Source organism: Stenotrophomonas sp. YJH_SMC_6 (genome assembly GCF_059371335.1).
In genome coordinates, this window is the sequence record NZ_JCAFUM010000006.1 from 62,693 (window position 1) to 86,338 (window position 23,646).

Annotated in this window: 22 protein-coding genes; 1 reads left to right on the forward strand and 21 read right to left on the reverse strand. The window is 67.2% G+C overall.

Annotation, left to right across the window (positions count from 1 at the left end; all coding sequences use genetic code 11):
- Nucleotides 1–192: 192 nt before the first annotated feature.
- The 21 genes from rnhB to AC5P9N_RS08270 form a co-directional block, all read right to left on the reverse strand.
- On the reverse strand, nt 193–864 hold the full coding sequence (rnhB, locus tag AC5P9N_RS08170) for a ribonuclease HII (RefSeq protein WP_164212671.1): 672 nt from the start codon (nt 862–864) through the stop codon (nt 193–195).
- A complete protein-coding gene (lpxB, locus tag AC5P9N_RS08175) occupies nt 861–2,063 on the reverse strand; it encodes a lipid-A-disaccharide synthase (RefSeq protein WP_043034888.1) in 1,203 nt (400 codons plus the stop codon). Before lpxB ends, rnhB begins: the two co-directional genes overlap by 4 nt.
- A gap of 53 nt (nt 2,064–2,116) precedes the next feature.
- A complete protein-coding gene (gene lpxA, locus AC5P9N_RS08180) occupies nt 2,117–2,908 on the reverse strand; it encodes an acyl-ACP--UDP-N-acetylglucosamine O-acyltransferase (RefSeq protein WP_005412736.1) in 792 nt (263 codons plus the stop codon).
- Between the two features lie 16 nt (nt 2,909–2,924).
- Entirely contained in the window at nt 2,925–3,383 is a 459-nt protein-coding gene (gene fabZ / locus AC5P9N_RS08185; protein ID WP_005408737.1) for a 3-hydroxyacyl-ACP dehydratase FabZ, read from the reverse strand.
- Nucleotides 3,380–4,402 carry a UDP-3-O-(3-hydroxymyristoyl)glucosamine N-acyltransferase gene (gene lpxD / locus AC5P9N_RS08190; protein ID WP_005408738.1) on the reverse strand — a complete coding sequence of 341 codons (1,023 nt, stop codon included), beginning with the start codon at nt 4,400–4,402 and terminating at the stop codon, nt 3,380–3,382. The genes fabZ and lpxD overlap by 4 nt, the downstream gene beginning before the upstream one ends.
- A gap of 440 nt (nt 4,403–4,842) precedes the next feature.
- Nucleotides 4,843–7,206 carry an outer membrane protein assembly factor BamA gene (gene bamA / locus AC5P9N_RS08195; protein ID WP_024956313.1) on the reverse strand — a complete coding sequence of 788 codons (2,364 nt, stop codon included), beginning with the start codon at nt 7,204–7,206 and terminating at the stop codon, nt 4,843–4,845.
- A gap of 74 nt (nt 7,207–7,280) precedes the next feature.
- Nucleotides 7,281–8,639, reverse strand: a complete 1,359-nt coding sequence (rseP, locus tag AC5P9N_RS08200; RefSeq protein WP_005408740.1) for an RIP metalloprotease RseP — start codon at nt 8,637–8,639, stop codon at nt 7,281–7,283.
- 55 nt (nt 8,640–8,694) lie between these two features.
- The gene (locus AC5P9N_RS08205; protein ID WP_049460089.1) at nt 8,695–9,885 is read right to left on the reverse strand and encodes a 1-deoxy-D-xylulose-5-phosphate reductoisomerase; all 1,191 of its coding nucleotides are present in this window, start codon (nt 9,883–9,885) and stop codon (nt 8,695–8,697) included.
- Nucleotides 9,886–9,887: 2 nt separating this feature from the next.
- The gene (locus AC5P9N_RS08210; protein ID WP_005408742.1) at nt 9,888–10,724 is read right to left on the reverse strand and encodes a phosphatidate cytidylyltransferase; all 837 of its coding nucleotides are present in this window, start codon (nt 10,722–10,724) and stop codon (nt 9,888–9,890) included.
- Nucleotides 10,721–11,488 (reverse strand): polyprenyl diphosphate synthase, encoded by a 768-nt coding sequence (gene uppS / locus AC5P9N_RS08215; protein WP_005408743.1) that lies wholly within the window; start codon nt 11,486–11,488, stop codon nt 10,721–10,723. Before uppS ends, AC5P9N_RS08210 begins: the two co-directional genes overlap by 4 nt.
- A 5-nt stretch (nt 11,489–11,493) precedes the next feature.
- Complete coding sequence (frr, locus tag AC5P9N_RS08220; RefSeq protein WP_005408744.1) at nt 11,494–12,048, reverse strand: ribosome recycling factor; 555 nt, start codon at nt 12,046–12,048, stop codon at nt 11,494–11,496.
- Nucleotides 12,049–12,144: 96 nt separating this feature from the next.
- The gene (pyrH, locus tag AC5P9N_RS08225; RefSeq protein ID WP_005408745.1) at nt 12,145–12,873 is read right to left on the reverse strand and encodes a UMP kinase; all 729 of its coding nucleotides are present in this window, start codon (nt 12,871–12,873) and stop codon (nt 12,145–12,147) included.
- A gap of 121 nt (nt 12,874–12,994) precedes the next feature.
- Entirely contained in the window at nt 12,995–14,533 is a 1,539-nt protein-coding gene (locus AC5P9N_RS08230) for a GGDEF domain-containing protein (RefSeq protein ID WP_005412741.1), read from the reverse strand.
- Nucleotides 14,534–14,757: 224 nt separating this feature from the next.
- Nucleotides 14,758–15,633, reverse strand: coding sequence for a translation elongation factor Ts (tsf, locus tag AC5P9N_RS08235; RefSeq protein ID WP_005408747.1), 876 nt, complete (start codon nt 15,631–15,633; stop codon nt 14,758–14,760).
- A gap of 125 nt (nt 15,634–15,758) precedes the next feature.
- Nucleotides 15,759–16,565, reverse strand: a complete 807-nt coding sequence (rpsB, locus tag AC5P9N_RS08240; protein ID WP_005408748.1) for a 30S ribosomal protein S2 — start codon at nt 16,563–16,565, stop codon at nt 15,759–15,761.
- Nucleotides 16,566–16,785: 220 nt separating this feature from the next.
- Nucleotides 16,786–17,484, reverse strand: coding sequence for a fimbrial biogenesis chaperone (locus AC5P9N_RS08245; RefSeq protein ID WP_049451310.1), 699 nt, complete (start codon nt 17,482–17,484; stop codon nt 16,786–16,788).
- The gene (locus tag AC5P9N_RS08250; RefSeq protein ID WP_033834089.1) at nt 17,484–17,729 is read right to left on the reverse strand and encodes a hypothetical protein; all 246 of its coding nucleotides are present in this window, start codon (nt 17,727–17,729) and stop codon (nt 17,484–17,486) included. The genes AC5P9N_RS08245 and AC5P9N_RS08250 overlap by 1 nt, the downstream gene beginning before the upstream one ends.
- 188 nt (nt 17,730–17,917) lie before the next feature.
- Nucleotides 17,918–18,952 carry a Csu type fimbrial protein gene (locus AC5P9N_RS08255; protein WP_033834090.1) on the reverse strand — a complete coding sequence of 345 codons (1,035 nt, stop codon included), beginning with the start codon at nt 18,950–18,952 and terminating at the stop codon, nt 17,918–17,920.
- On the reverse strand, nt 18,949–21,327 hold the full coding sequence (locus AC5P9N_RS08260; RefSeq protein WP_099485254.1) for a fimbria/pilus outer membrane usher protein: 2,379 nt from the start codon (nt 21,325–21,327) through the stop codon (nt 18,949–18,951). The genes AC5P9N_RS08255 and AC5P9N_RS08260 overlap by 4 nt, the downstream gene beginning before the upstream one ends.
- 7 nt (nt 21,328–21,334) lie before the next feature.
- Nucleotides 21,335–22,084: a fimbrial biogenesis chaperone gene (locus AC5P9N_RS08265; RefSeq protein WP_005412746.1), complete on the reverse strand. Its 750-nt coding sequence runs from the start codon at nt 22,082–22,084 to the stop codon at nt 21,335–21,337.
- Nucleotides 22,084–22,614 carry a Csu type fimbrial protein gene (locus AC5P9N_RS08270; protein ID WP_005412747.1) on the reverse strand — a complete coding sequence of 177 codons (531 nt, stop codon included), beginning with the start codon at nt 22,612–22,614 and terminating at the stop codon, nt 22,084–22,086. The genes AC5P9N_RS08265 and AC5P9N_RS08270 overlap by 1 nt, the downstream gene beginning before the upstream one ends.
- Nucleotides 22,615–22,853: 239 nt before the next feature.
- Here AC5P9N_RS08270 and map point away from each other — a divergent pair, with 239 nt between their 5' ends.
- Entirely contained in the window at nt 22,854–23,630 is a 777-nt protein-coding gene (map, locus tag AC5P9N_RS08275) for a type I methionyl aminopeptidase (RefSeq protein WP_010486307.1), read from the forward strand.
- Nucleotides 23,631–23,646: the final 16 nt, after the last annotated feature.

A 23,646-nucleotide genomic window follows, 5' to 3' on the forward strand; every position in this document is an offset into this window, starting at 1 on the left:
GACGGGGGAATCGTCGCCGGGGTCGGGAAGCGCTGGAGTGCCCGGTCAGGGTAGCGAGGGCTGGAGGGCGCGACAAGCTCTTGACGGCATGCGATATCGCATCCGCGCTATCGCTCCCCACGGTTCGCAGGCGAACCGCGGGCCCCGCCTGACCCTGCTTTCGCAGCCGGGTGCAGCGACCGTTCAGGCGATTCAGGCGATTGCGGTGTCTGCGGTCACAGCTGCCGGGTTTTCCAGGCACTCGCGCACCGGGGCGAAGCTGCGCCGGTGCTCCATGCAGGGGCCGTGCTCGCGCAGGGCGGCCAGATGGTCCGGGGTGCCGTAGCCCTTGTGCTGCTCGAAGCCGTACTGCGGGTGGCGGGCATGCACGTCCTGCATGTAGCGGTCGCGCGAGACCTTGGCCAGGATCGAGGCGGCCATGATCGCGCGGTCGATGCCATCACCGCCGACCAGCGCCTGCGCCGGCAGTACCAGGCCCTTGGGCACCACGTTGCCGTCGATGCGGGCGAAGCCGGCCACGTGGGCGACCGCTGCAACGACGTCACGCATGCCCTGCAGGGTGGCCTGGTAGATGTTCAGGCGGTCGATGGTGTCCACGTCCACCAGCACCACGTGCCAGGCCAGGGCACGTTCGATGATGCGGTCATGCAGTTGCTCGCGGCGGGCTGCGGTGAGTTGCTTGGAATCGTCCAGCCCGTTGATGCGTGGCCGTGCCGGGTCGAACACCACCGCCGCCACCGCGACCGGTCCGGCCAGCGGACCGCGGCCGGCTTCGTCGACGCCGGCGACCAGACGCTCCGGCTCGACCACGGCAGCACCGTCGAACAGGGCCAGGCTGGCCGCTGCGGCGTGGCGGCGGCTCATGCCTGGGCCTGGTCGCGCATCAACAGCTCGCCCACAGCGTCGGCCGCGCGGGCCGAGGCATTGCGGCGCAGTCGTTGATGCAGGCGGGCATAGGTGTCCTGCAGGTCGGTCACCCGCTGCGGGTGGTCGAACCATTGCTGGATGGCCGCCGCCAGCTTGTCCGGCGTGCAGTCGTGCTGCATCAGTTCCGGTGCCAGGTCCTGGCCCGCCAGGATGTTGGGCAGGGCAAAGCGGTCGACCTTGATCAGGCCCAGCGCCTTGACCAGGCGGTAGGTCAGCTCGTTGACGCGGTAACCGACCACCATCGGCCGCTTGACCAGCATCGCCTCCAGCGTCGCGGTGCCCGAGGCCAGCACCACCACATCGGCGGCGATCATCGCGTTTCGCGCCTCACCGTCGAGTACATGCGAGAAGGCTACCGGCAGCGCCGAGCGTGACAGCTGTTCTTCGATCAGGCGCTTGCAGGCCGGGTTGGCGGCAGGCACTACCACGTGCAGGCCGGGGATGCGCTCGGAGACCTGCCAGGCGGCCTCGAAGAACGGTTCACCGAGGCGCGAGATTTCGCCCAGGCGGCTGCCTGGCAGCACCGCCAGCACCTTGGCCGAGGTCGGCAGGCCAAGCGCGGCGCGCGCTTCCTCGCGGTTGCCCTGCAGGGGGATGTCATCGGCCATCGGATGGCCAACGAAGCGCGCGTCGATGCCGTGCCTGGCATAGATCGGGGGTTCCATCGGGAACAGGCACAGCACCAGGTCGGCGCTGCTGCCGATCTTCTCGGCGCGCTTCTCGCGCCAGGCCCAGACCGAGGGGCTGACGTAGTGCACGGTGCGCACGCCGCGCTGCTTCAGCCAGCGTTCGATGCCCAGGTTGAAGTCGGGCGCGTCGATGCCGATGAACACGTCCGGTTGCCATTCCAGTGCACGCTGGCGGAACGCGGAACGCAGTTTCAGCAGGCGTGGCAGGTGGCGCAGCACTTCGGTCAGGCCCATCACCGCCAGCTCGCTGGCATCGTGCCAGGTCAGGCAGCCGGCGCTGCGCATGGCATCGCCACCGATGCCGGCGAATTCGGCATTCGGAAAGCGTGCCTTCAGCTCGCGCACCAGGCCCGCGCCCAGCAGATCACCGGAGGCCTCACCGGCCACCAGAGCGATCCGCAACGGGCGCTCGCTGAGCACCCGCTGCGCGGGGACGCTGCCGGCCATCGAGGCCAGCGGAATCACGGCGGCGCCGGCCGGCGCCTGGCCGGTCGTGCTGCTCATCGCAGCAAGGGCCTCTCAGCGTGCTCGATGAAGTCCAGCATGGCCTTCACGTCATCGCTGTCGCGTGCCTGTTCGGTCAGCTGCACCTTGGCTTCGGCCAGCGGCAGGCCCGCCACGTACAGGGTGCGGTAGGCGCGCTTGATGGCGGAGATGCGCTCGGCGTCGAAGCCACGACGCTTCAGCCCTTCGCTGTTGATGCCGCGCGGGCGGCCCAGCGAATCGGTGCCGACCATGGTGAACGGCGGAACGTCGCCGTTGGTCAGCGCGCCCATGCCGAGGAAGGCGTGGGCACCGATGCGGCAGAACTGGTGGGCACCAGCGAAGCCGCTGATGATCACGTAGTCGCCCACGGTCACGTGGCCGGCCAGGGTGGTGTTGTTGGAGAACACGCAGAAGTTGCCGACATGGCAGTCGTGCGCCACGTGCGTGTAGGCCAGCATCCAGTTGTCGTTGCCGATCGTGGTGATGCCGCCGCCGCCGCCGGTGCCACGGTTCAGGGTGACGAACTCGCGGAACACGTTGCGGTCGCCGATCACCAGTTCGGTGCGCTCGCCGGCAAACTTCTTGTCCTGCGGCTCGCCACCGATCGCGGCGTGGCCGATGAAGCGGTTGTCACGGCCGATCCTGGTCGGGCCGTGGATGCTGCAATGGGGGCCGACCACTGTGCCGGCGCCGATTTCCACATCGGCACCGATCAGGGTGAACGCGCCGACCTGGACGTCGTCGGCCAGGCGCGCGGCCGGATCGATGACGGCAGTCGGGTGGATCCGTGGTGCGTTGTCAGTCATTGCTGCCTCCCGTGGATCAGCCCTTGGCACCGGCGCACATGACCTCGGCCGAGGCAACGACTTCACCGTTGACCTTGGCCTCGCCGTAGTACCAGCCCATGTTGCGGATCAGGCGCTTCATCTGCACATCCAGCATCAGCACGTCGCCGGGCACGACCTGCTTGTTGAAGCGGGCGTTTTCCACCTTGACCATGTAGAACAGCTTGGACTGCGCATCGCGGCCAAGCGTCAGCTGGGTCATCACGCCACCGGCCTGGGCCAGCGCTTCGATGATCAGCACGCCGGGCATGATCGGGCGGCCCGGGAAGTGACCCTGGAAGAACGGCTCGTTGATGCTGACGTTCTTCTGCGCCAGGATGCGCTTGGCATCGATGTCGAGCTCAAGCACCCGGTCCACCAGCAGGAACGGGTAGCGGTGCGGGAGCAGTTCCTGGATCTGGCAGACGTCGATCGGAAGCTGCAGCGTGTCGTTCATTCTTTCTCCTTGCCAGCAGCCAGGACGCGGCGAGCCAATGCGTCCAGCTGCTTGAAGCGCGCGGCGTTCTTGCGCCACGTGCGGTTGTCGGTCAACGGGGTGCCGGACGAGTACTCGCCCGGCTCATGGATGGAATTGCGGACCACCGACTTGCCGGTGATCACGACCTTGTCGCAGATCTCGAGGTGGCCGACCACGCCGACGTGGCCACCGAGCAGGCAGTAGCGGCCGATCCTGGCGCTGCCGGCGATGCCGGTGCAGCCGGCGATGGCCGAGTGCGCACCGATCTGCACGTTGTGCGCGATCTGTACCAGGTTGTCCAGGCGCACGTCTTCGTCCAGCACGGTGTCTTCCAGTGCACCACGGTCGACGCAGGTGTTGGCGCCGATTTCGCAATCGTCGCCGATGCGTACGCCGCCGAGCTGCGGCACCTTGATCCACTTGCCGGCGTCCATCGCCAGGCCGAAGCCATCGGCACCGAGCACGGCACCGGGGTGCACGCGCACGCGCTTGCCGAGCTTGACCCGGGTGACCAGGGTGACCCGGGCGATCAGTTCGCAGCCGCTGTCCAGGCTGCAGTCTTCGCCGATCACGCTGCCGGTGCCGATGATGCAGTTCTCGCCGACCACGCTGCGCGCGCCGATGGAGACGAAGGGGCCGATGTGGGCGCTGGCGGCGACCTGGGCGCTGGGATCGATGACGGCGCTGGGGTGGATGCCCGGTGGGCGCGTGGGCGCAATGTCGAACAGCGCGGCGATCTTGGCGAAGGTGGTGTACGGGTCCTTGGCCACGAGCGCGGCGCCGGGGGCGGCCTCGGCGTCGTCGGCGCGCAGCACGACCAGCGAGGCCTGGCTGTCGGCCAGCTGGGCGCGGTAGCGTGGATTGGCGAGGAAGGTCAGCTGGCCAGGACCGGCGTGGGCGAGGGTGGCCACGCCGTGGATGGCGGTGGCGGGGTCGCCATGGACCTGCAGGCCGAACTGCTCGGCGAGTTGCTGGGCGGTGTAGGTGGGAGTATTCACGGCGGGAGTTTAACGTGTGACGCCATTGCGGTCATGCGGGGGGCATATGCAGCCAACGGCAGGGCCCCTCGCGGCCGGCAGAGCCAGTGTCATGGGCTGGGTCGGACGGGGCGGGACTGCGGGGGGCGGCGCAAGTACGTCCATGTAGCCTTGGTCGCCGCATCCATGCGGCTCACACCCCCGCAGCCCCACCCCGTCCGACCTCCGACGGCCTGGCGCGAGTGCCAGCCACGGAAAAACAGAAAAAATCAAAAGCGGGGTGCGCGCTTCCCGCATCCGGACTAAACGAAAACGCCGGGCAATGCCCGGCGCTTCGCACCCCGTCTGGTGGAGAGCCCCCCTTCTGTTAAGAGGGGCGCGCCAATGGCGCGGGGGATAGGAGGTAGGTCGGGACCCGCTGCTTGCGCAGCAAGCCGCGGCGCACCTTCGGTGGTCAGTTCTTAGAACTGACCGCCGAAGGTAAATTGCAGACGTTCGATCTTGTCGCCGTCTTCCTTCTTCAGCGGGAAGGCGTAGCTGATCGAGATCGGACCGACCGGGGCGCGCCACAGCAGGGCCACACCGGTGGAGACGCGCAGTTCGTTGGCCTTGAAGTTCTTGGTGCCGTTGTAGACGTTACCGAAGTCGACGAAGGCCGACACGCGGGCCGATGGGCTGTCGAACAGGCGCGGGAAATAGGCTTCAACCGAACCGACGGTCTTCAGCGAACCACCCAGCGGCTGGCCTTCCGGGTAACCCTGGGTCACTTCGCGCGGACCGAGGGTGTTGTCCTCGAAGCCACGTACCGAGTTGGTACCGCCGGCGTAGAAGTTCTCGAAGAACGGCAGGCCGCTGGCGGTGACGGTACGGGTTTTGCCGTCGGCGTCGGTGATCGTGCGGGTGTAGTCCTTGCCGTAGGCATCGCCGTAGCCCACTTCGGCGCGGGTGTTGATCACCAGCGACGGCATGATCGGCCAGTACTTGCTGATCTGGTAGTTCAGCTTGTAGTACTCGATGGTCGAGCCCGGCAGCGTGGTTTCCAGGCCGACGCGCTGGTAGGTGCCGCGGGTCGGCATGAAGTAATCGTTGCGCGAGTCGCGCGCCCAGCCCAGCTCGGTACGCCAGGCATGGAAGGTGCGCGAACCGACCGCATCGATGTAATCGATGATCGAGGCCGGGGTCGAGCCACGGTAGGTCGTGATCTGGTTGCTGTCGATGCCGAACATCAGCGAGACGGTGTCGGTCTCGGTCAGCGGCACGCCGAACACCACCTGCGCAGAACCATTGGTGCTGTTGTACTGCGCGGTGTTGAAGTCGGAGTAGTCCAGTTCACGCCAGGACAGGTTGTAGCCCAGCGAAACGCCGTCGTCGGTGAAGTACGGGTTGGTGTAGCTGAAGCCGTAGCGCTGCAGGTAGCTGCTGCGCGAGGCTTCGACCGACACGCGGTTGCCGCCGCCGAGGAAGTTGTTCTGCGACAGCTGCACCGAGGTGGTCATGCCGTAGGACTGCGAATAGCCCAGGCCGAACACGAAGCTGCCGGAGGTGGTTTCCTTGACGTTGTAGACGACGTCGACCTGGTCGTTGCTGCCGCTGACGGCCGGGGTCTCGACGTCCACCGACTCGAAGTAGCCCAGGCGCTGCAGGCGGATCTTGGAGCGGTCGATCGCGGCCTGCGAGTACCAGCTGTTCTCGAACTGGCGCATTTCGCGACGCATCACTTCGTCGGAGGTGCGGGTATTGCCACGGAACAGGATGCGGCGCACCGACACGCGCGGGCCGGGCACGACCTGCATGTTGATCCCTACCGTCTGTTCGGCACGGTTGGTGGTCGGGATCGGGTTCACCTTGGCGAACGCGTAGCCGATGTTGGACAGCGAGTTGGTGATGGTGTCCGAGCTGAATTCCAGCAGGGCACGCGAGAACGTGTCGCCCGGCTTCTGGATCACCATGCGCTCGACGTCCTCCTGCGGAAGGATGGTGTCGCCGCTGACCTTGATCTCGGAGATCTTGTACTGCGCACCCTCGGTCACGCCCGCGGTGAGGAACATGTCGCGCTTGTCGGGGCTGATCGAGACCTGGGTGGAATCGATGCTGAAGTCGACGTAGCCGCGGTCCAGGTACCACGAGTTGAGCTTTTCCAGGTCGCCGGACAGCTTTTCCTTGGAGTACTGGTCGTCACGGCGGTACCACGACGCCCAGTTGTGCTCCTTGGACTCCCAGGTCTCCAGGATGTCCTTGCTCTCGAACTTCTCGGTGCCGACCAGGTTGACGTGGCGGATCTTGGCCGCCTTGCCTTCCTTGATGGCGATCGCGATGTCCACGCGGTTGCGGTCCAGCGGGCTCACGGTCGGGGTGATCTCGACGGTGTACTTGCCGCGGTCGTTGTACTGGCGGCGCAGTTCCTGGGTCACGCGGTCCAGGCTCAGGCGGTCGAAGGTGCCACCCTCGGTCAGGCCGATGTCGGACAGACCCTTGAGCAGCTGCTCGGACTTGATGTCCTTGTTGCCGGTCACGGTCAGCTTGTTGATCGCCGGGCGTTCCTTGACGGTCACCACCAGGATGCTGCCCTGGCGGTCCAGCTGCACGTCTTCGAAGAAGCCGGTCTTGTACAGCGCGCGGATGGTCTCGCCGACCTTGTTGTCGGTGATCGTCTCGCCCCGTTCCACCGGCAGGTAGGTGAACACCGTGCCCGAGCTGATGCGCTGCAGGCCATCGACGCGGATGTCGCTGACAGTGAAGGGCTCGGCTGCCTGGGCCAGGGCGGGAGCGCCGGTGACGGCGGCGAGGGCGAGGGCCAGCAGGCGGCGATTGGGGAGTCGCGTCATGTCACGTCCGGTAGGAAGGTCGATTTCATTGGTGCGGGATGCCGACGCTGTAGACGGCAACAACGTGGAAAAGTTCATCGCGGGACCAGGCCGAGGATGTCGTTGTAGAACGCCAACCCCATCAGCCCGGCCAGCAACGCCAGGCCGATGTATTGGCCGGCGGCGATGGCACGCTCGCTCAGCGGGCTGCCCTTGACCAACTCGATAAGGTAATACAGCAGGTGCCCGCCGTCCAAGATCGGGATCGGCAACAGGTTGATGATGCACAGGCTGAGTGACAGCAGGGCAAGGAACTGCAGGAACCAGTCGAGGCCGCGTTTGGCCGAGACATTGGCCACGCGGGCGATGGTGACCGGCCCGGAAACGTTCTGCAGCGAGGCTTTGCCGGTGACGATGCGGGCCATCATGCCCAGCGAATCGGCGGCAAGCCGGCCGGTTTCACGTACGGCGACGGTCACTGCATCCAGCGGCCCATAGCGCAGCAGGGTGTCGTAGGAGGGGCTGTAGGTGGTGGGGAAGCCGACGCCGATCTGCCAGACCGGGTTGCCCTTGCCATCCTTGCCCTGGCGGGGCGTGACTTCCAGTGCAAGGCGTTCACCGCCTCGCAGGACCTCGATCATGCCGGGGCCTCCGGCACGGCCGAGGGCCTGGATCTCGCCGATCACCTGGTCGACGCTGTCGATGCGCTGGCCGTCGATCGCCACGATCAGGTCGCCCGGCTGCAGCAGCCCGGTGACCACCGAATCGGCGGTGAGCGAGTCGACCAGTGCCGGCTGCAGCCACGACTGCCAATACAGGCCGGCCAGGATCGGTACCCGTCGTTCATCGAAGCCGGCGGGCAGCTGCGACAGCGGCAGGGTGCGCACGCGCACCTGGTCCGCAGGGTCGAGTACCTCAAGCGTGACGTCGCGGCGATCCATCGCGGCGGCGGTCAGCGCCATGCTGGCCTCGCCCAGGGTGGCGACCTGGCGCTCATCCACCCGCAGAACGCGGTCACCGCTGAGCAGTCCGGCGCTGGCGGCGATGCCGTCAACCCGGCCGATCGTCGGCGAGTAGTCCTGCTTGCCGATCACGAACATCGCCCACAGCAGCAGGATGCACAGCAGCAGATTGGCGATCGGCCCTGCAGCAACAATGGCGATGCGCTGCCACACGGTCTTGTGGTTGAAGGCCTGGCCGCGCTCGTGGGGATGGACCTCGACCTCACGTTCGTCGAGGAACTTCACGTAGCCACCCAGCGGGATGGCGGCAATGGCGAACTCGGTGCCGTGCCTGTCGCGGCGCGACCACAGCGGACGGCCGAAGCCGACCGAGAAGCGCAGGATCTTGACCCCACAGAGGCGGCCGACCCAGTAATGCCCGAACTCGTGGAACGTGACCAGCAGCCCGAGGCTGACAATCATCCACCAGACCGATCCGAGGAAGTCAGTCATGCAGGCTCACAGTGGCGGGCAGGGGCGGCGGCGTCATGCTGGGCGAGGCGGTCGTTCAGGCGGCGTCGATGGCGTTCAGGGTGAGCTGGCGTGCCCGCTGGTCGGCGGACAACAGGACCTCCAGTGTATCGGCTGGCTGGGTCGGCAGTGTTGAAAGAGCGTTAGCAACCAGCTCCGGGATGGTCAGGAAACCGATCCGGCCCTGAAGAAATGCTGAAACCGCCTCTTCATTGGCGGCGTTCAGCACCGCCGGGGCAGTACCGCCGGCCTGCATGGCCTGCCAGGCCAGCGCCAGGCAGGGGAAGGCGTCGGTGTCAGGCGCCTCGAAATCCAGCCGGCCCTGCGCCAGCAGGTCCAGCCCGGCCACGCCCGATTCGATGCGCTGCGGCCAGCCCAGGCCGACCGCCAGGGTGGTGCGCATGTCCGGCAGGCCCATCTGGGCCAGGGTCGAGCCGTCGACGAACTCGACCAGCGAATGGACCAGGCTCTGCGGGTGCACCAGCACCTCGATGCGCTCGCCGGGCACCGAGAACAGATGGTGCGCCTCGATGACTTCCAGGCCCTTGTTCATCAACGTCGCCGAATCGACCGAGATCTTCGGGCCCATCGACCACTTCGGGTGAGCCACGGCCTGGGCCGGGGTGACCTCGGCCAGCTCGGCGCGGCTGCGGCCGCGGAACGGGCCGCCCGACGCGGTCAGCAGGATCCGGCGCACGCCGGCGCCGTCGATGCTGGCGTCGCGCGAACGCAGGCACTGGAAGATCGCGCTGTGCTCGCTGTCGATCGGAATGATCTCGGCGCCGGCGCGCTCGGCGGTGCGGGTCAGCAGCTCGCCGGCCAGTACCAGCGATTCCTTGTTGGCCAGCAGGATGCGCTTGCCGGCCGCAGCGGCGGCGAGGGTCGAGGACAGCCCTGCAGCACCGACAATGGCCGCGACGACCATGTCGCAGGCATCGCTTGCTGCCAGCTGGTCCAGTGCGGCATGACCGGCGTGGGCCTCGGTCGACAGCCCGGCATCGCGCAGGCCGTCGCGCAGTTCGGTGAACAGCGCTTCGTCGGCGATGACCGCGTGCGCGGGCTTGTGCTGGCGGCACAGGGCCAGCAGTGCCTGCACCTGGCGGCCGGCGGCCAGCACCGTGGCCTGGTAGCGCTGCGGGTGGCGGGCGATGACGTCCAGCGTGGAGGCACCGATCGAGCCGGTGGCGCCGTATACGGCGACCCGGCGCAGGTCTGCGACAGCATTCATGGTCAGAACCCGAAGATTTCCTTGCCCAGCGCGAACACCGGCACGGCGGCGAGGACGCCGTCGACGCGGTCGAGCACGCCACCATGGCCCGGAATCAGGTTGCCCGAGTCCTTGGCACCGGCGTGGCGCTTGATCAGGCTTTCGAACAGGTCACCCAGCACCGACGCGAATACGGCCACCACCGAGGTGATCAGCAGGCCCGGCAGGTGCGCGATGTCGATGCCGGCCAGCCAGCCCAGTCCGAGGGCCACGGCGACACCGGCCAGCAGGCCGCCGAACAGGCCTTCCCAGGTCTTGTTGGGGCTGATCCGCGGCGCCAGCTTGTGCTTGCCGAAGTGACGGCCGGCGAAATAGGCGCCCGAATCGGCTGCCCAGACCAGTGCCAGTGCCGCCAGCAGCCACAGGTGGCCCTGCTTGCCTGGCGGGTCACCGCCAGCGTGGATCAGTACCAGCGCTGCCCAGGCAGGAACGATGGCCAGGGTGCCGGCCAGCATCTTCACGATCCGGGAGGGGGCCGTCGGCTGGGCGCCAAAGTTGAAGAAGCGCAGCCAGGCCAGCGCCGCCAGCCACCAGGCAACACCTGCCAGTGTGGTGATCTGGAACAGCACCAGCGTGCTGCCATCGGCCCACACCAGCAGCACCATCAGCAGCAGGTTCAGCACCAGCAGCACGGTGCGCGCGAGGGTGTCTTCGATGCCGGCCAGCTTCAGCCATTCCCACAGGCCGATCAGCAGCACGGCGGCGGCGGCGGCGGCCAGCCATTGCGTCGGCAGCAGCAGGATCGCGGCAATGGCGAGCGGCGCCATGATCAGCGCGGCGAGGACTCGGGTCTTGGTCATGGGCTGGAGGTCTCGGTGGCCAGTGCGGCGATCTGGGCGCTGGTCAGGCCGAAACGACGCTCGCGGCTGCCATAGGCATCCAGCGCCTGCTGCAGCAGGGCGGCATCGAAGTCCGGCCACAGCGCCTCGGTGAACCACAGCTCGGTGTAGGCCAGTTGCCACAGCAGGAAGTTGCTGATGCGGGTGTCGCCACCGGTGCGGATGAACAGATCCGGCGGCGGCAGGTCGGCCAGGGCGACCTGGCTGCCCAGCAGCGATTCGTCGATCTGTTCGGGCAGCAGGCGTCCTGCGGCGACTTCAGCGGCCAGCGCGCGCGCGGCACGGGCGATGTCCTGGCGACCGCCGTAGCTGGCGGCGATCGACAGGGTCAGGGTGGTGTTGTCGGCGGTCCGCTGCTCGGCCAGCTGCATGCGGCTGACCAGTCCGGCACCAAAGCGCTCGCGTTCGCCGATGAAGCGTACGCGCACGCCGCGTCGGTGCAGTTCGTCCACTTCGCGGTCGAGCGCGCCGAGGAACAGCTTCATCAGGGCGTCGACTTCTTCCTGCGGCCGGCCCCAGTTCTCGCTGGAAAACGCGAACAGGGTCAGCGCCGGAATGCCCAGTTCAAGGCAGCGCTCGATGGTGCGGTTGACCGCGCGCGCGCCGGCACGATGGCCGATCACGCGCGGGCGGCGGCGCTGCTGTGCCCAGCGCCCGTTGCCATCCATGATGATGGCGACGTGGCGGGGCAGGGTGGCCGGCAACGGAGGCGGGACTGAAGGCATCGACTTCAGACCGACAGCAGTTCTTTTTCCTTGTCGGCAACGACCTTGTCGACGTCCTTGATGTTGGTGTCGGTCAACTTCTGGATGTCGTCCTCACCGCGCTTCTTCTCGTCCTCGCTGATCGCCTTGTCCTTGACCAGCTTGGCGATTTCCTTGTTCGCGTCCTGACGGATGTTGCGGATCGCGATCTTGGCGCCTTCGCCTTCCTTCTGCACCTGCTTGACCAGCTCCTTGCGGCGCTCTTCGGTCGGCGGCGGCATGTTGATGCGGATCGCGGTGCCCAGCGTGTTCGGGGTGAACTCGGCGTTGTAGAGACCCTTCTCGATCTCCTTGATCATGCCCTTGTCGAACGGGGTGACCAGCAGCGAGTGCGCATCGGCGTTGGAGATCGAGGCAACCTGGTTCAGCGGGGTGCTGGCGTTGCCGTAGGCATTGACCGTCACGCGGTCCAGCAGGGCCGGCGTGGCACGCCCGGTCCGGATGGAGGTGAGGGTGTGCTTCAGAGCGTCGATGCTCTTGGCCATGCGCGTCTGCGCGTTGTTCTTGATGTCGTTGAGCATCGCCCGGTCCTGGATGTATCTGGAATCGGGCGATTATAGGCGAATACGGGACGCTGCCGGGCCTGAATCGGCCCGGTTGTCGCCGCGCGCTCAGGCTCAGGCCGGATCGCGGCCCTGGACCAGGGTGCCGATGTTCTCGCCGTTGAGGATCTTCAGCAGCTCGCCCGGCTGGCCCATGTCGAACACGCGCATCGGCAGGTCGCTGTCGCGGGCCAGTGCGAAGGCGGCGGTATCCATCACTTCCAGGCCGCGGCGGATCACTTCGTCATAGCTCAGGCTGTCGAAGCGGACCGCATCGCTGTGCTTGTTCGGGTCCTTGTCGTACACGCCATCGACCTTGGTGGCCTTCAGCAGCAGGTCGGCACCGATCTCGATCGCGCGCAGGGCGGCGCCGGAGTCGGTGGTGAAGAACGGGCTGCCGACGCCGGCGGCGAAGATCACCAGGCGGCCCTTTTCCAGGTGGCGGATGGCGCGGCGGCGGATGTAGTCCTCGCACACGTCGTTGATCTTGATCGCGCTCATCACGCGCGCCTTGGCGCCCAGCTTCTCCAGGGCGTCCTGCATGGCCAGTGCGTTGATGACCGTGGCCAGCATGCCCATCTGGTCGCCGGTGACCCGGTCCATGCCGCCTGCGGCAAGGCCGGCGCCGCGGAAGATGTTGCCGCCGCCGATCACCAGGGCCACTTCGGCACCGGCCTGCTGGGCTTCGATGACCTCACGGGCCAGGCGGTTGATGATCTTCGGGTCGATGCCGTAGTCCTCATCTCCCATCAGCGCCTCCCCGGACAGTTTCAGAAGGATGCGGCGATAGGCGAGCTTGGACATGGGGACCTCGGGTGCGTGGAAATCGCGGGCGATTCTACGCGCATGCGGCGTCGGGCCATAGTGTTTTGTGCACTGCGGCGTAAAATCCTGGCGTTCGCCCCGGTCATCCGGGGCTTCCGGTTCAGCCCAGCTCGGCGCCCGCGGTCGCTGACAGCTCGTCGTGGCCGAGGGCGCCGGGGGAGCGCGCGATCACCCGGTTGCGGCCGAGGTTCTTGGAGCGGTACAGCACGTCGTCGGCGGCGCGCAGCAGGTCCTGCACGTCGGCGAAGCGTTCGTAGCCGCCCTGGGTGGCCACGCCGGCGGAGAAGGTGACGAACAGCGGGCCGCCTTCCAGTTCGGCCATCGGCGTGGCAACGATGTTGGCCAGTACCCGGCGGATCACGTCCAGTGCTACCGTTTCGCTGGTGTTGGGCAGCAGCGCGACGAACTCCTCGCCGCCGAAGCGGGCCACGGTGTCGCTGTGGCGCAGCTGGCCCTGCAGTTTGCCGGCAAAGGCCCGCAGCACCTCGTCGCCGGTCAGGTGGCCATGGGCGTCGTTGATCTTCTTGAAGTCGTCCAGGTCGATGAAGGCCACCGACAGCGGCCAGCCCTGGCGACCGGCGCGCAGGAATTCCTGCTCCAGCACGGCTTCCAGCTGGCGCCGGTTGAGCACGCCGGTGAGGGCATCTCGATGGGCCTGGTCGGCCAGGCGCTTGGCCCGGGCTTCGAATTCGTCAGCGCGGCGACGGGCCTGGTCGGCATCCTGCAGTTCGCGCAGGTTGCGCAGGGTGGCCAGCTCCTGCGCGTGGTCGATCAGCTCGCGCACCCGCGAGGGGGAATTCAGGCCGGCCTCGAACAGGCTGGCGATGTCCGGCAGGGCCTCGCTGATGCGGGTCAGGACCTGGTCGAAACGGGCGCTGTCCAGTTCAAGGCGGTCATGCACCTGCTGCAGGGCGCGCTCGCGGGCGGCATCGGCGTCATCGTCCAGCCAGATGTCGGCCACGGCACCGGACAGCTGCACGCAGGCCTGGAACGGCGATTCCGCGGCGTCCAGGTCTTCGCTGTGGCTGATGCTCTCCACCAGGTAGCGCGGCAGGCCCCACTGCTCGGCCACCCAGGCGCCGACCTCGGCGTGGCTGCAGCCCAGTTCGTCGCGCTCGCGCGCGACCAGGTCGATGTTGTCGCGTGCTTCGCGCAGCAGCGGCAGGTAGCGCTCCGATTCGGCCTGGGCCAGGCACAGTACGCCCAGGTCCTGCAGCAGGCCGGCCAGCATCAGTTCTTCCAGCCGGCGCAGGCCGCGTGCCTGGCCCAGCTGGCTGGCGGCCAGCGCGCTGAGGATGCTGCGCTTCCAGGCGCGTTGGCGCAGGTCGTGGTCGGCGCCGGTGCCGCCGGTCAGTCCCTGGGTGACGGTGAAGCCGAGGGCCAGGCTGATCGTGGCATTCAGGCCGAGCATGGTCAGTGCCTGGCCAAGGTTCTCGATCCGGCGGCGGCTGGCGTACAGCGGCGAATTGGCGATGCGCAGCATGCGAGCGCTCAGCGCCATGTCGATGGCGATGATGTCGGCGGCGGTGGCGATATCCGCTTCCGGGTCCTGTGCCAGTTCGATGATGCGCAGGGCAATACCGGGTGGCGAGGGCAGGTTGCGGCAGAGCGCCAGGGCAGCTGTCAGCTCGGGAGGCATGTCGGGTCGTTCAATTCCATTGGGACAAGAATACCTAGGAATGCATCACAGTCCGCGATTTTCGTTCCTGCTAAATGACTGTTGATTCCCTGTGCCGAGTATCGGCTTGATTCGCGCGCAACGCAAAGGTGCCGCTGTGCGCACCCCACAGGGCCGCCGGCATAAAAAAAGAGCCGCGGTCTCCCGCGGCTCCTTCTGGTTGCTTCACAGCCGGAAGGCTGGAATCAGACCTGCATCGCCTTGGCAACTTCGGCGGCGTAGTCTTCCACCACCTTCTCGATGCCTTCGCCGACGATCAGCAGCTTGAAGCCAGCAACATCGGCGCCAGCGGCCTTGACCACCTGCTCGACGGTGGTGTCGCCCAGCACGTAGGTCTGGCCGTACAGGGTCACGTCGCTGACGATCTTGTTGATCTTGCCGCTGATGATCTTTTCCAGGATGTCGGCCGGCTTGGCCTTGTCCTTTTCGGACATCTTGGCCAGCTCGATTTCCTTTTCCTTCTCGACGAAGTCGGCCGGAACGTCCGCAGCCTTGTTGTGCGGCGGCTTCAGCGCAGCCACGTGCATGGCCAGGCCACGGGCCAGCTCGACGTCGCCGCCGATCAGATCGACCAGAACGCCGACCTTGCCGTTGGTGTGGACATACGCACCGATGTTGCCGGTGGTGTCGACATTCACCATGCGACGGATCTGGATGTTCTCACCCAGGGTCTGCACGGCGGTGGCGCGGGCTTCTTCAACGGTGCGGCCATCGGCCAGCTTGGCAGCCTTCACGGCTTCGACGTCGGTGGCGCCCGATGCCAGGGCGGCAGCGGCAACGGCATTGACGAAGGACTTGAAGTTGTCATCGTTGGCGACGAAGTCGGTTTCCGAGTTGACTTCGACCAGCACGGCCTTGCCGCCATCCTGGGCCAGGCCCAGACGGCCTTCGGCGGCCACGCGGTCAGCCTTCTTGTCGGCCTTGGCGGCGCCGGACTTGCGCATGGCTTCAGCAGCAGCGTCGATGTCGCCGTTGGCTTCGGTGAGCGCCTTCTTGCATTCCATCATGCCGGCGCCGGTGCGCTCGCGCAGTTCCTTGACCAGGGAAGCAGTGATTTCCACGGGATTACCTCACGAAAGAAAGGGGTTGGGCCGGCATGGTGGCCGGCCCGTGTGACACGGTCCTGTCACGCGCCAAAGGCTGCGCGCAGGGAGGGTGGACGCCGGGCGTCCACCCCGGGCCTGGATCAGGCCTGGGCGTCGTCGCCCTTCTTGGCAGCCTTCTTGGCCGGAGCGCGGCGGGCCGGCTTCTCTTCGCCTTCAGCAGCGGCTTCAGCGAACTCTTCCTCACGCACCGAAGCAGCGTGCGGAGCAGCAGCCTTGCCTTCCAGCACGGCGTCGGCAGCGGCGCGGGCGTACAGCTGCACAGCGCGGATGGCGTCGTCGTTGCCCGGGATGGCGTAGTCCACCAGTTCCGGGTTGTAGTTGGTGTCGACCACGGCGATGACCGGGATGCCCAGCTTCTTGGCTTCCTTGATCGCGATGTCTTCGTGGCCGATGTCGATCACGAAGATGGCGTCCGGCAGGCGGTTCATGTCCTTGATGCCGCCCAGCGAGGCTTCCAGCTTGTCGCGCTCGCGACGCAGGCCCAGCACTTCGTGCTTGACCAGCTTCTCGAAGGTGCCGTCGGTTTCACCGGCTTCCAGTTCCTTCAGGCGGGCAACCGACTGCTTGACGGTACGGAAGTTGGTCAGGGTGCCGCCCAGCCAGCGCTGGTTCATGAACGGCATGCCGCAACGCTCGGCTTCTTCCTTGATGGTTTCGCGGGCGCTGCGCTTGGTGCCCAGGAACAGGACGGTGCCGCGCTTCTGGGCAACCGACGAGATGAAGTTCATCGCATCGTTGAACAGCGGGACGGTCTTTTCCAGGTTGATGATGTGGATCTTGCCGCGGGCGCCGAAGATGTACGGAGCCATCTTGGGGTTCCAGTAGCGGGTCTGGTGGCCGAAGTGGACGCCGGCTTCCAGCATCTGACGCATGGTGACCTGGGGCATTGCAATACTCCTGATATGGAACCAGCGATTCCGCCCGCGGGGATAGGTATGCGGGACGCGTGGAAGCGCGATCGGTTCCGGGGTTGGGCTTCCCTGTTGCCTCCGTGGCCGAACTCCTTGCGGAGCACCCCGGCACGGATGGGGGCAGCAGGTGTGGATTCACCGGTGACGTCCGGTGTGGACGGGTTCCCGCGCACGCAGGCGGCAGGAATCCGGTCGATTATAGCCCGCTCGGTGCGCTGGCTGCAATTGCCGGGCCTGGAGCGACCAGATCGATCACGCGGCCATCCTGCAGCCGGGCCTGGAAATGACCGCCGGCGTAGCCATCAGCGCGGGCGGGCAGGGCCCAGCGGCGCTCATGGCCGGCCAGCAGATACCCGGCCAGGCCGGGCAGCAGCAGGGTGCGCTGACCGCCGCTGGTGATGTAGGCGAGATCGTTCAGGCGTGCGTGCAGGGTACCGGTGTTGCTCAGTCGCAGGAAGGTATGTGACTGGCCGGGTTCGATCCCTGCATGCAGCCGCGATTGGGCCATTGGCGTGGCGTGCCCGCGGAACAACGGCAGCGAATAGCGCTGCAGCCCTGGCGCAGTGGGGGCCAGGACGACCCGATAGGCCTGTTCGCCGACAGCGGATGCCGGCTGGCGTGGCAGCAGCCAGATGCGCTGTCGGACGCCGGGCGGGATGTCGAGCAGGGTGGGGCTGGCGAGCACCTGGTCGGTGGGACGCAGCATGTCCGCGTCGGTCTGCTGGTCCCACGCAAGGATCTGTACCCGGCCCTGCCAGCGGCCGGGACCGGGGTTGAAGAGCCAAAGTTCGCCCTGGCCACCTTCGGCGGGCAGCTGCAGTGTGGTCGGCAACAGGTCCAATGCCGCGGCAGGCAACGCCAGCAGCATCGCCAGCAGGGTCAGAAGTGCCCGCATCAGTAGATGACGGTCACGGCGGACGTCGTGTCTTCGTCGTCGGCGGGAGGCGCGAGCTCGCGGACCTGGGGCGGAAGTTGCGGTGTGTCGCTGCGCTGGTGGGGTGCGGGGCAGTGGGTGCTGCCGGGGTCATCGCGGCAGGCTTCGACCACGGTCAGGCGGATCTGCAGGTTGCTGGGGCCGGGTTCGGCCCACGCCAATGTGCTGGCGAACAGTATCGCCCCGATCAGAAATGCGCGAGCCACCTGGCAACCACCGTGCTGAAAGATCTCGCTGCGCGGTATCGGCTGGATCGGCCGAATCTGTAGCGTCGACTGTCAGTCGACTGCTCCTGGCACACGACTGCTCCTGGCACAGGAATGATGCGCGCATCCACGCATGACGTGGATCTGCCGAAACCCCGGTGGGTGTCGACCGTTGGTCGGCATGCAGGTCAATAGGTGATGGTCACCTGCACCACATCGTTGTAGATGCCGGCCGGGGGCTGGCCGGTGACCGGCGGCACCCGGCCATGGATCGTGAGTTGCTGCGCGCTGCCACTTCCGGTGCCGCCAACGGTATCGACGTTGAGGGTATTGCCCCAGCGCAGGCTGCGCGCGGCATCGCGGTACAGCTCGTAGGTGAGGTAGTAGGTGCTGCCGCCGATGGTGGTGGCCATGCGCCGCGTGCTGGTGGCGGTGGGATTGTTCTGGCCGTTGTTGAGGCTGACCTGGTAGGCCGTGTTCTTCAGGCAGGTCAGGGTCAGGGTGGCGGTCCGGTCGATGTTGGCGGGAATGCCGCCGGTGACGTTGCCGAAGTCCATGTTGGTGGTGACGTAGCTGCCGCACTGCGGCAGCACGTTGGCGGTGGCGGTGAAGCTGAAGGCGTTGCTGATGCTGTTGGTGCCGGTGGCGCCGCCGTTGCAGTTGGCGGGCACCGTGGCGTTGCCGAGCAGGACCTCGTTCCAGGCCCAGGTCAGCACCACGTTGGCGCCGTTGAAGGTGCTGCTGTAGGCGCCTGACGCCAGGATCTGATTGGCGGGGATCTGTGCGGACAGCTGCGTGGTCTGCGTGCCGCTGCCGCCGGTCAGGGGCACGTTGTAGGTCAGGGTCAGCTCCTGCGCCGGCGGCGAGCCGCGCGGGGTCAACCCGGTCACCTGGCTGAAGTTGGAGGTGTTGTAGAGCTGGAAGTTCATGCTGTCGCTGGTGCTGGTCTTCATCGTCCGCCAGCTGGAGCTGCTGCCGCCGCCGCTGCCGGCGCCGATGCCCACGCAGACCCGCACGCCGGTAGTGGCCAGCACGCTCAGCGCGGCAGTGGTGCAGGTCACGGTGATGTTGAGCGTGCCGGTGGTTGCACCGGGGGCATTGCTGTTGACGTTGCCAAACGGCAGCGTCGGGTCGGCGACGGCGGCGCACACCGCGACGGCGCGGGCCGGTGCCGCCGCCAGCAGGCCGGCGACCAGCAGCAGGCCGAGCAGCAACGTCCTCATGGCGCTACCTCCGGGATGCACGCCAGCGGTGCCGGCTTCGGCCGCGCGCCGGAAGCCACCACCTTGGGCACGTCCGGTACCTTCACCCTGCATTGCCCGCGGCTGGTGGTGATGTACAGCACGCTGCCGGCGGACACGTCTTCCAGGTACAGCAGCCCGTCATAGCCCACCAGCGCCTGTCGCCTGTCCGGCAGCTGCACCTCGCTGCCGACCTCCAGCGGTTGCCCGTCCATGCCGTGCAGGGTCAGGTTCAACGACGGCCGCGAACGCAGCGCGAAGGTCACGCGGGTGCCGGCGCGTTGGCGGGGTGTCACCCAGTCTTCGATGCGATCGGCGCGCATGTCCTCGGGCAGGTCCAGGGTGTCGATGGAGACGCGGTTGCGCTGCCAGGACAGCAGTGGGCTGACCAGCAGCAGGCCGCGATCATCGGTCACGCCGATCAGCCGGTTTTCCAGCCGCACCGGCACGCCGCCCACGCCGTTGGTGCTGATGACTGCGAACGCGTCGGAGACTTCGCGGGTGGCGAAGGCATGCCCGCCCATCCACACCAGGCTGCCACTGGCGCTGGCGTAGGCATAGTTCAGGCCGCCCTGGCGCGAGGCGCCGAATGAGTAGCGACCGACGTCATTGAGGATGCCGACTTCGGCCAGGCCGCCATTGCCGTCCTCGCCATGGCGCACCTGCGCGCGCCAACCGACGCCGCCGGCGCTGCCGTCGCCGGGTACCGGCTGGGTCACGTCCGCTACCCAGCTCTGGCTGTCGCCGTTGCGCTGGCTGGAGAGGCTGGCCTGGCGGTTGTTGCCCAGGCTGGCGGTGACCGACAGGTAGATGCTGCGGTCATCGCTCTTGTCCAGGTTCTGGTTCACCGACAGGTAGGCCGACCACCGCTGGCTCCAGGTGCGTGACCAGAACAGGCTGGCGTAGCGGTTGTCGTCTCCGTCGGGATAGCGCAGGCGCAGGTAGCTGGCGCTGAGCGTGCCCAGCCGCAGCAGATCGGCGCCGACCGTGGCCTGTTCACTGATGCTCGGCGGCAGGTTGCCCTGCAGTGCGCCCAGGTCGCGGTAATCGCCATGGCTGCGCACGCTGCGCAGATTGAAATTGAGCCGGCGGTTGTTCCAGCTGTAGCCCAGTGCCCATTGCCCGCCCCGCAGGCCGTGATAGTCACTGTGCGCATAGGCGGCGTTGAACACGCCCGCGCCGCCGAGCAGCCACCAGCCGCCGATGCCGGCCTGGGCCAGGCCGCCGCCGCCTTCGGCATGTGCTTCGCCGGTAAAGGTGTCGCTGATACCGCCTCGCCAGCTGGCACTGGCCACGGTGCGATCGTCGTAGGCGAAGGAACGCTGGCCGAAATCCTCACGCAGGCGGCCAACGCCGGCCGACCAGTCCGACAGGCCCTTGGCCAGCAGCTGCTGGGTGCCGTAGAAACTGAAATCCAGCGTCTGCATGCGCCCGAATGCATCGGTCACCACCACCTGTGCGCTGCCGGTGCCGCTGATGCCGGGTTGCGCGGCCAGCTGGAACGGACCGACCGGCACCTGCCCGCTGTACTGGCGCAGGCCATCGACGTACAGCTCGACCGTGGACGGCACCACCGCCTGGCCGAGGAAGCTGGGCGTGGGGGTGAGTACGCGATACGGCTGCAGGCCGTAGTTGCGGCCGATCTGCAGGCCGCCCAAGCGCACCGGACGGGTCCAGTCGACGAAGCCGCTGTAGAAATCGCCGACCTCCAGCGTCATCGCCTTGCCGGGGAAATCCAGGCTCCAGCGCGTATCCAGACGCACGCTCTCACCGCGCCAGCGACGGTCGCCGGGCTGCTGGTAGCGCCGGCTGATCGCTGTGTTCTCGACGGTGCCGTTGCCGATCCCGAACAGGCGCAGCTCCGAGCTGAGGCTGAGGTTGCCGAGCATGTCGACCCGGCTGCCATACACGTCGTAGTTCAGCAGCAGGCCGGGCGAGGCGGTGCTGGCCGGTGCCCGGGTCTGTGGCTGGCTGAGCACGGTGGTCGGCAGGGTCAGCTGGTCCAGCGGCACGTCCAGGGCCAGGGTCTGCATATGCGCGTCGTAGCGCACAACGGCCCCGCTGATCTGGTCCAGATAGACCGGCGCATCGCCGCGGGCGCTGAAGCCGAGCTGGCGCAGCACTTCCGGACTGGCCTGCAGCCGGCCACGGGTTTCAGTGAATGGCAGCAGGCCGCGGGGCGTGCTGTTGAGCGAGACGTCCAGGTACAGGGTCTGGCTGGCGGTCAGGGGCGTGGGGGCGGGCAGGATCGCGTCGGCCGACACCCCGGAGACGTCCGCAGCCCCGGCGGCAGCCACGCCGGACACATCGGCGGCTTCGGTCGCCGCAGGAGCCAGGGCAGCAAACAGCGCGCCCATCAACGCCTCAGCGAGCCGGTGGCGGCGACAGCGGCGTCTGTTCCGACTCGCCATTGAGCTTGGCCGTGATCTGGTCGTTGTCGCGGTCGATGGCCGTGCGCTCGATCGGCCAGCGCATCACCTGCCCGGGCAGTACATAGCCCAGCAGGCCGGGGTGCACGATGCGCGGGCGCTGGACGCTGCCCAGCGCCAGGTCGGCGATCTGTGCATAGCTGTTGCCGGTGTTGGCCACCTCCACGCCGTTGCGTCCGTCCTGCAACCGGACCAGGCTGGCCTGCAGGCGCGGCGCCAGCTTGCCGCCAGACGGTTGCACGAACACCGGAATCGAATAGCGCAGCACGAACTGCATGCCGTTGGCGCGGGTCGCCAGATCAGGCACCTCGTCGACGATCAGCCGGTAGTACTGCTGTGCCGCAGGCGGTTCGTGGTTCGGGCGCATGACCCGTACCAGCTGCTGCTGGCCCGCGCCCAGTTCCTGCATCGGAGGGGTGGCCAGCAGTTCCTCGGTGGGCAGCAGTTGTTCCTGGCCATCCTGCTGTACCCAGCGGAAGACCCGCACCTGCAGCCTGACCGGCGAGGTGCCACTGTTGGTCAGCCACAGTTCGCCAGCGCGCTGGCGGGCCTCAAGCTGCAGGCTGGTGGGGGCGACCTGGAGGCTGGTGGCACCGGCAGGGGCTGCGGCCAGCAGGGAGAGGGCGAGCAGCGCCACGCCGGTGGCGCGCCACGGGCGGGGTCCGGCCATGCGGGCGTGCTCCATCAATAGGTGATCGTGGCGGTGACCGTATCCAGGTAGTTGCCGGTGGCCGGGTTGTTGGTGCTCAGGTTCAGGATCTGGCCGTAGACGATGTAGGGCACGGCCAGGCCAGTGCCGATGCCGGCCTGGGTGTTGGTGCCCGAGGTCGCACCCCAGACCAGGGTATGAGCGGCGTCCTGGTAGAGCTGGTAGCCAACGAAGTTGTTGGCGGTCACCGCGGCGTTGGTGTTCTTCATCCGGCGGGTGGTGACGTCGTTGGCGGTGCTGGCATTGGCGCCCGCGTTCAGCGAAATCGTGTACGGGGTCAGGGCCGAGCATTGGGCGGTCACCGTGCCCTGGCCCAGGGTGGGGGTCGCCGTGGTCGAGGCCGCCGTGCCGAAGTCAACGTTGGTGGCCGCCGCCGCCGTGATGGTGCAGGCCTTGGTGACCACCAGGGTCACGTTGAAGGTCGTGGTGTCGGCGGCCAGTGCGGGGCCGGCCAGCAACAGTCCGGTCAGGACCCAGGCGAGCGGTGAGCGGAACGTGGATCGCATGGACAACCTCCCTGACCCGAAGGTCTGTTGAACAAGGCGAAGGCGGCAGGTTCGGGCCGCTTTGACAACGGTCGTGGCCAGCTTCTGCGGGTAAGTGTCTGTAATCCGTGATAAACAGGCGTGCGAAAGGGTGGAGATCGTCACGCTTTCACTTTCCTTGCCGGAACCGTGCATGCCCCCGGATCGCCAGTTGGGTGGCGTTCGTTCAGATTGCAGCGGGATCGGCGATAATGGGCGCCATGAGCGTGAATCTGAAAACCCCGCAGGAAATCGAGATGATGCGCATCGCCGGCCGCCTGGCCAGCGAAGTGCTCGACATCGTCACCCCCCACGTCAAGCCCGGTGTCACCACCGAGGAGCTGGACCGCATCTGCCACGACCACATCGTGAACGTGCAGGGCGCGATTCCGGCCAACGTCGGCTACCGCGGCTTCCCGAAGACCGTGTGCACCTCGGTCAACAACGTCATCTGCCACGGTATTCCCAGCGAAGGGAAGGTGCTGAAGGATGGCGACATCATCAATATCGACGTCACCGTCATCAAGGACGGCTGGCACGGCGACACCAGCCGCATGTACTTCGTCGGCACGCCGTCGGTGATGGCCCGCCGCCTGGTGGAAACCACCTACGAAGCGATGTGGCGCGGCATCCGTGCGGTGCGTCCGGGCGCAACCCTGGGCGACATCGGCCATGCCATCCAGAGCTATGCCGAAGGCGAGCGTTTCAGCGTGGTGCGCGAGTACTGCGGCCACGGCATCGGCAAGGTCTACCACGACGAGCCGCAGGTGGTGCATTACGGCCGCCCGGGCCAGGGCCTGGTGCTGCAGCCGGGCATGACCTTCACCATCGAACCGATGATCAACGAGGGCACCCGTTACAACAAGGTGCTGCCGGATGGCTGGACCGTGGTGACCAAGGACCGCAAGCTGTCGGCGCAGTGGGAGCACATGATCGCGGTCACCGAGACCGGCGTCGACGTGCTGACGCTGTCGCCGGGCGAGTCGCAGGTCTCCTGAGGATGCTGCCGGCGAG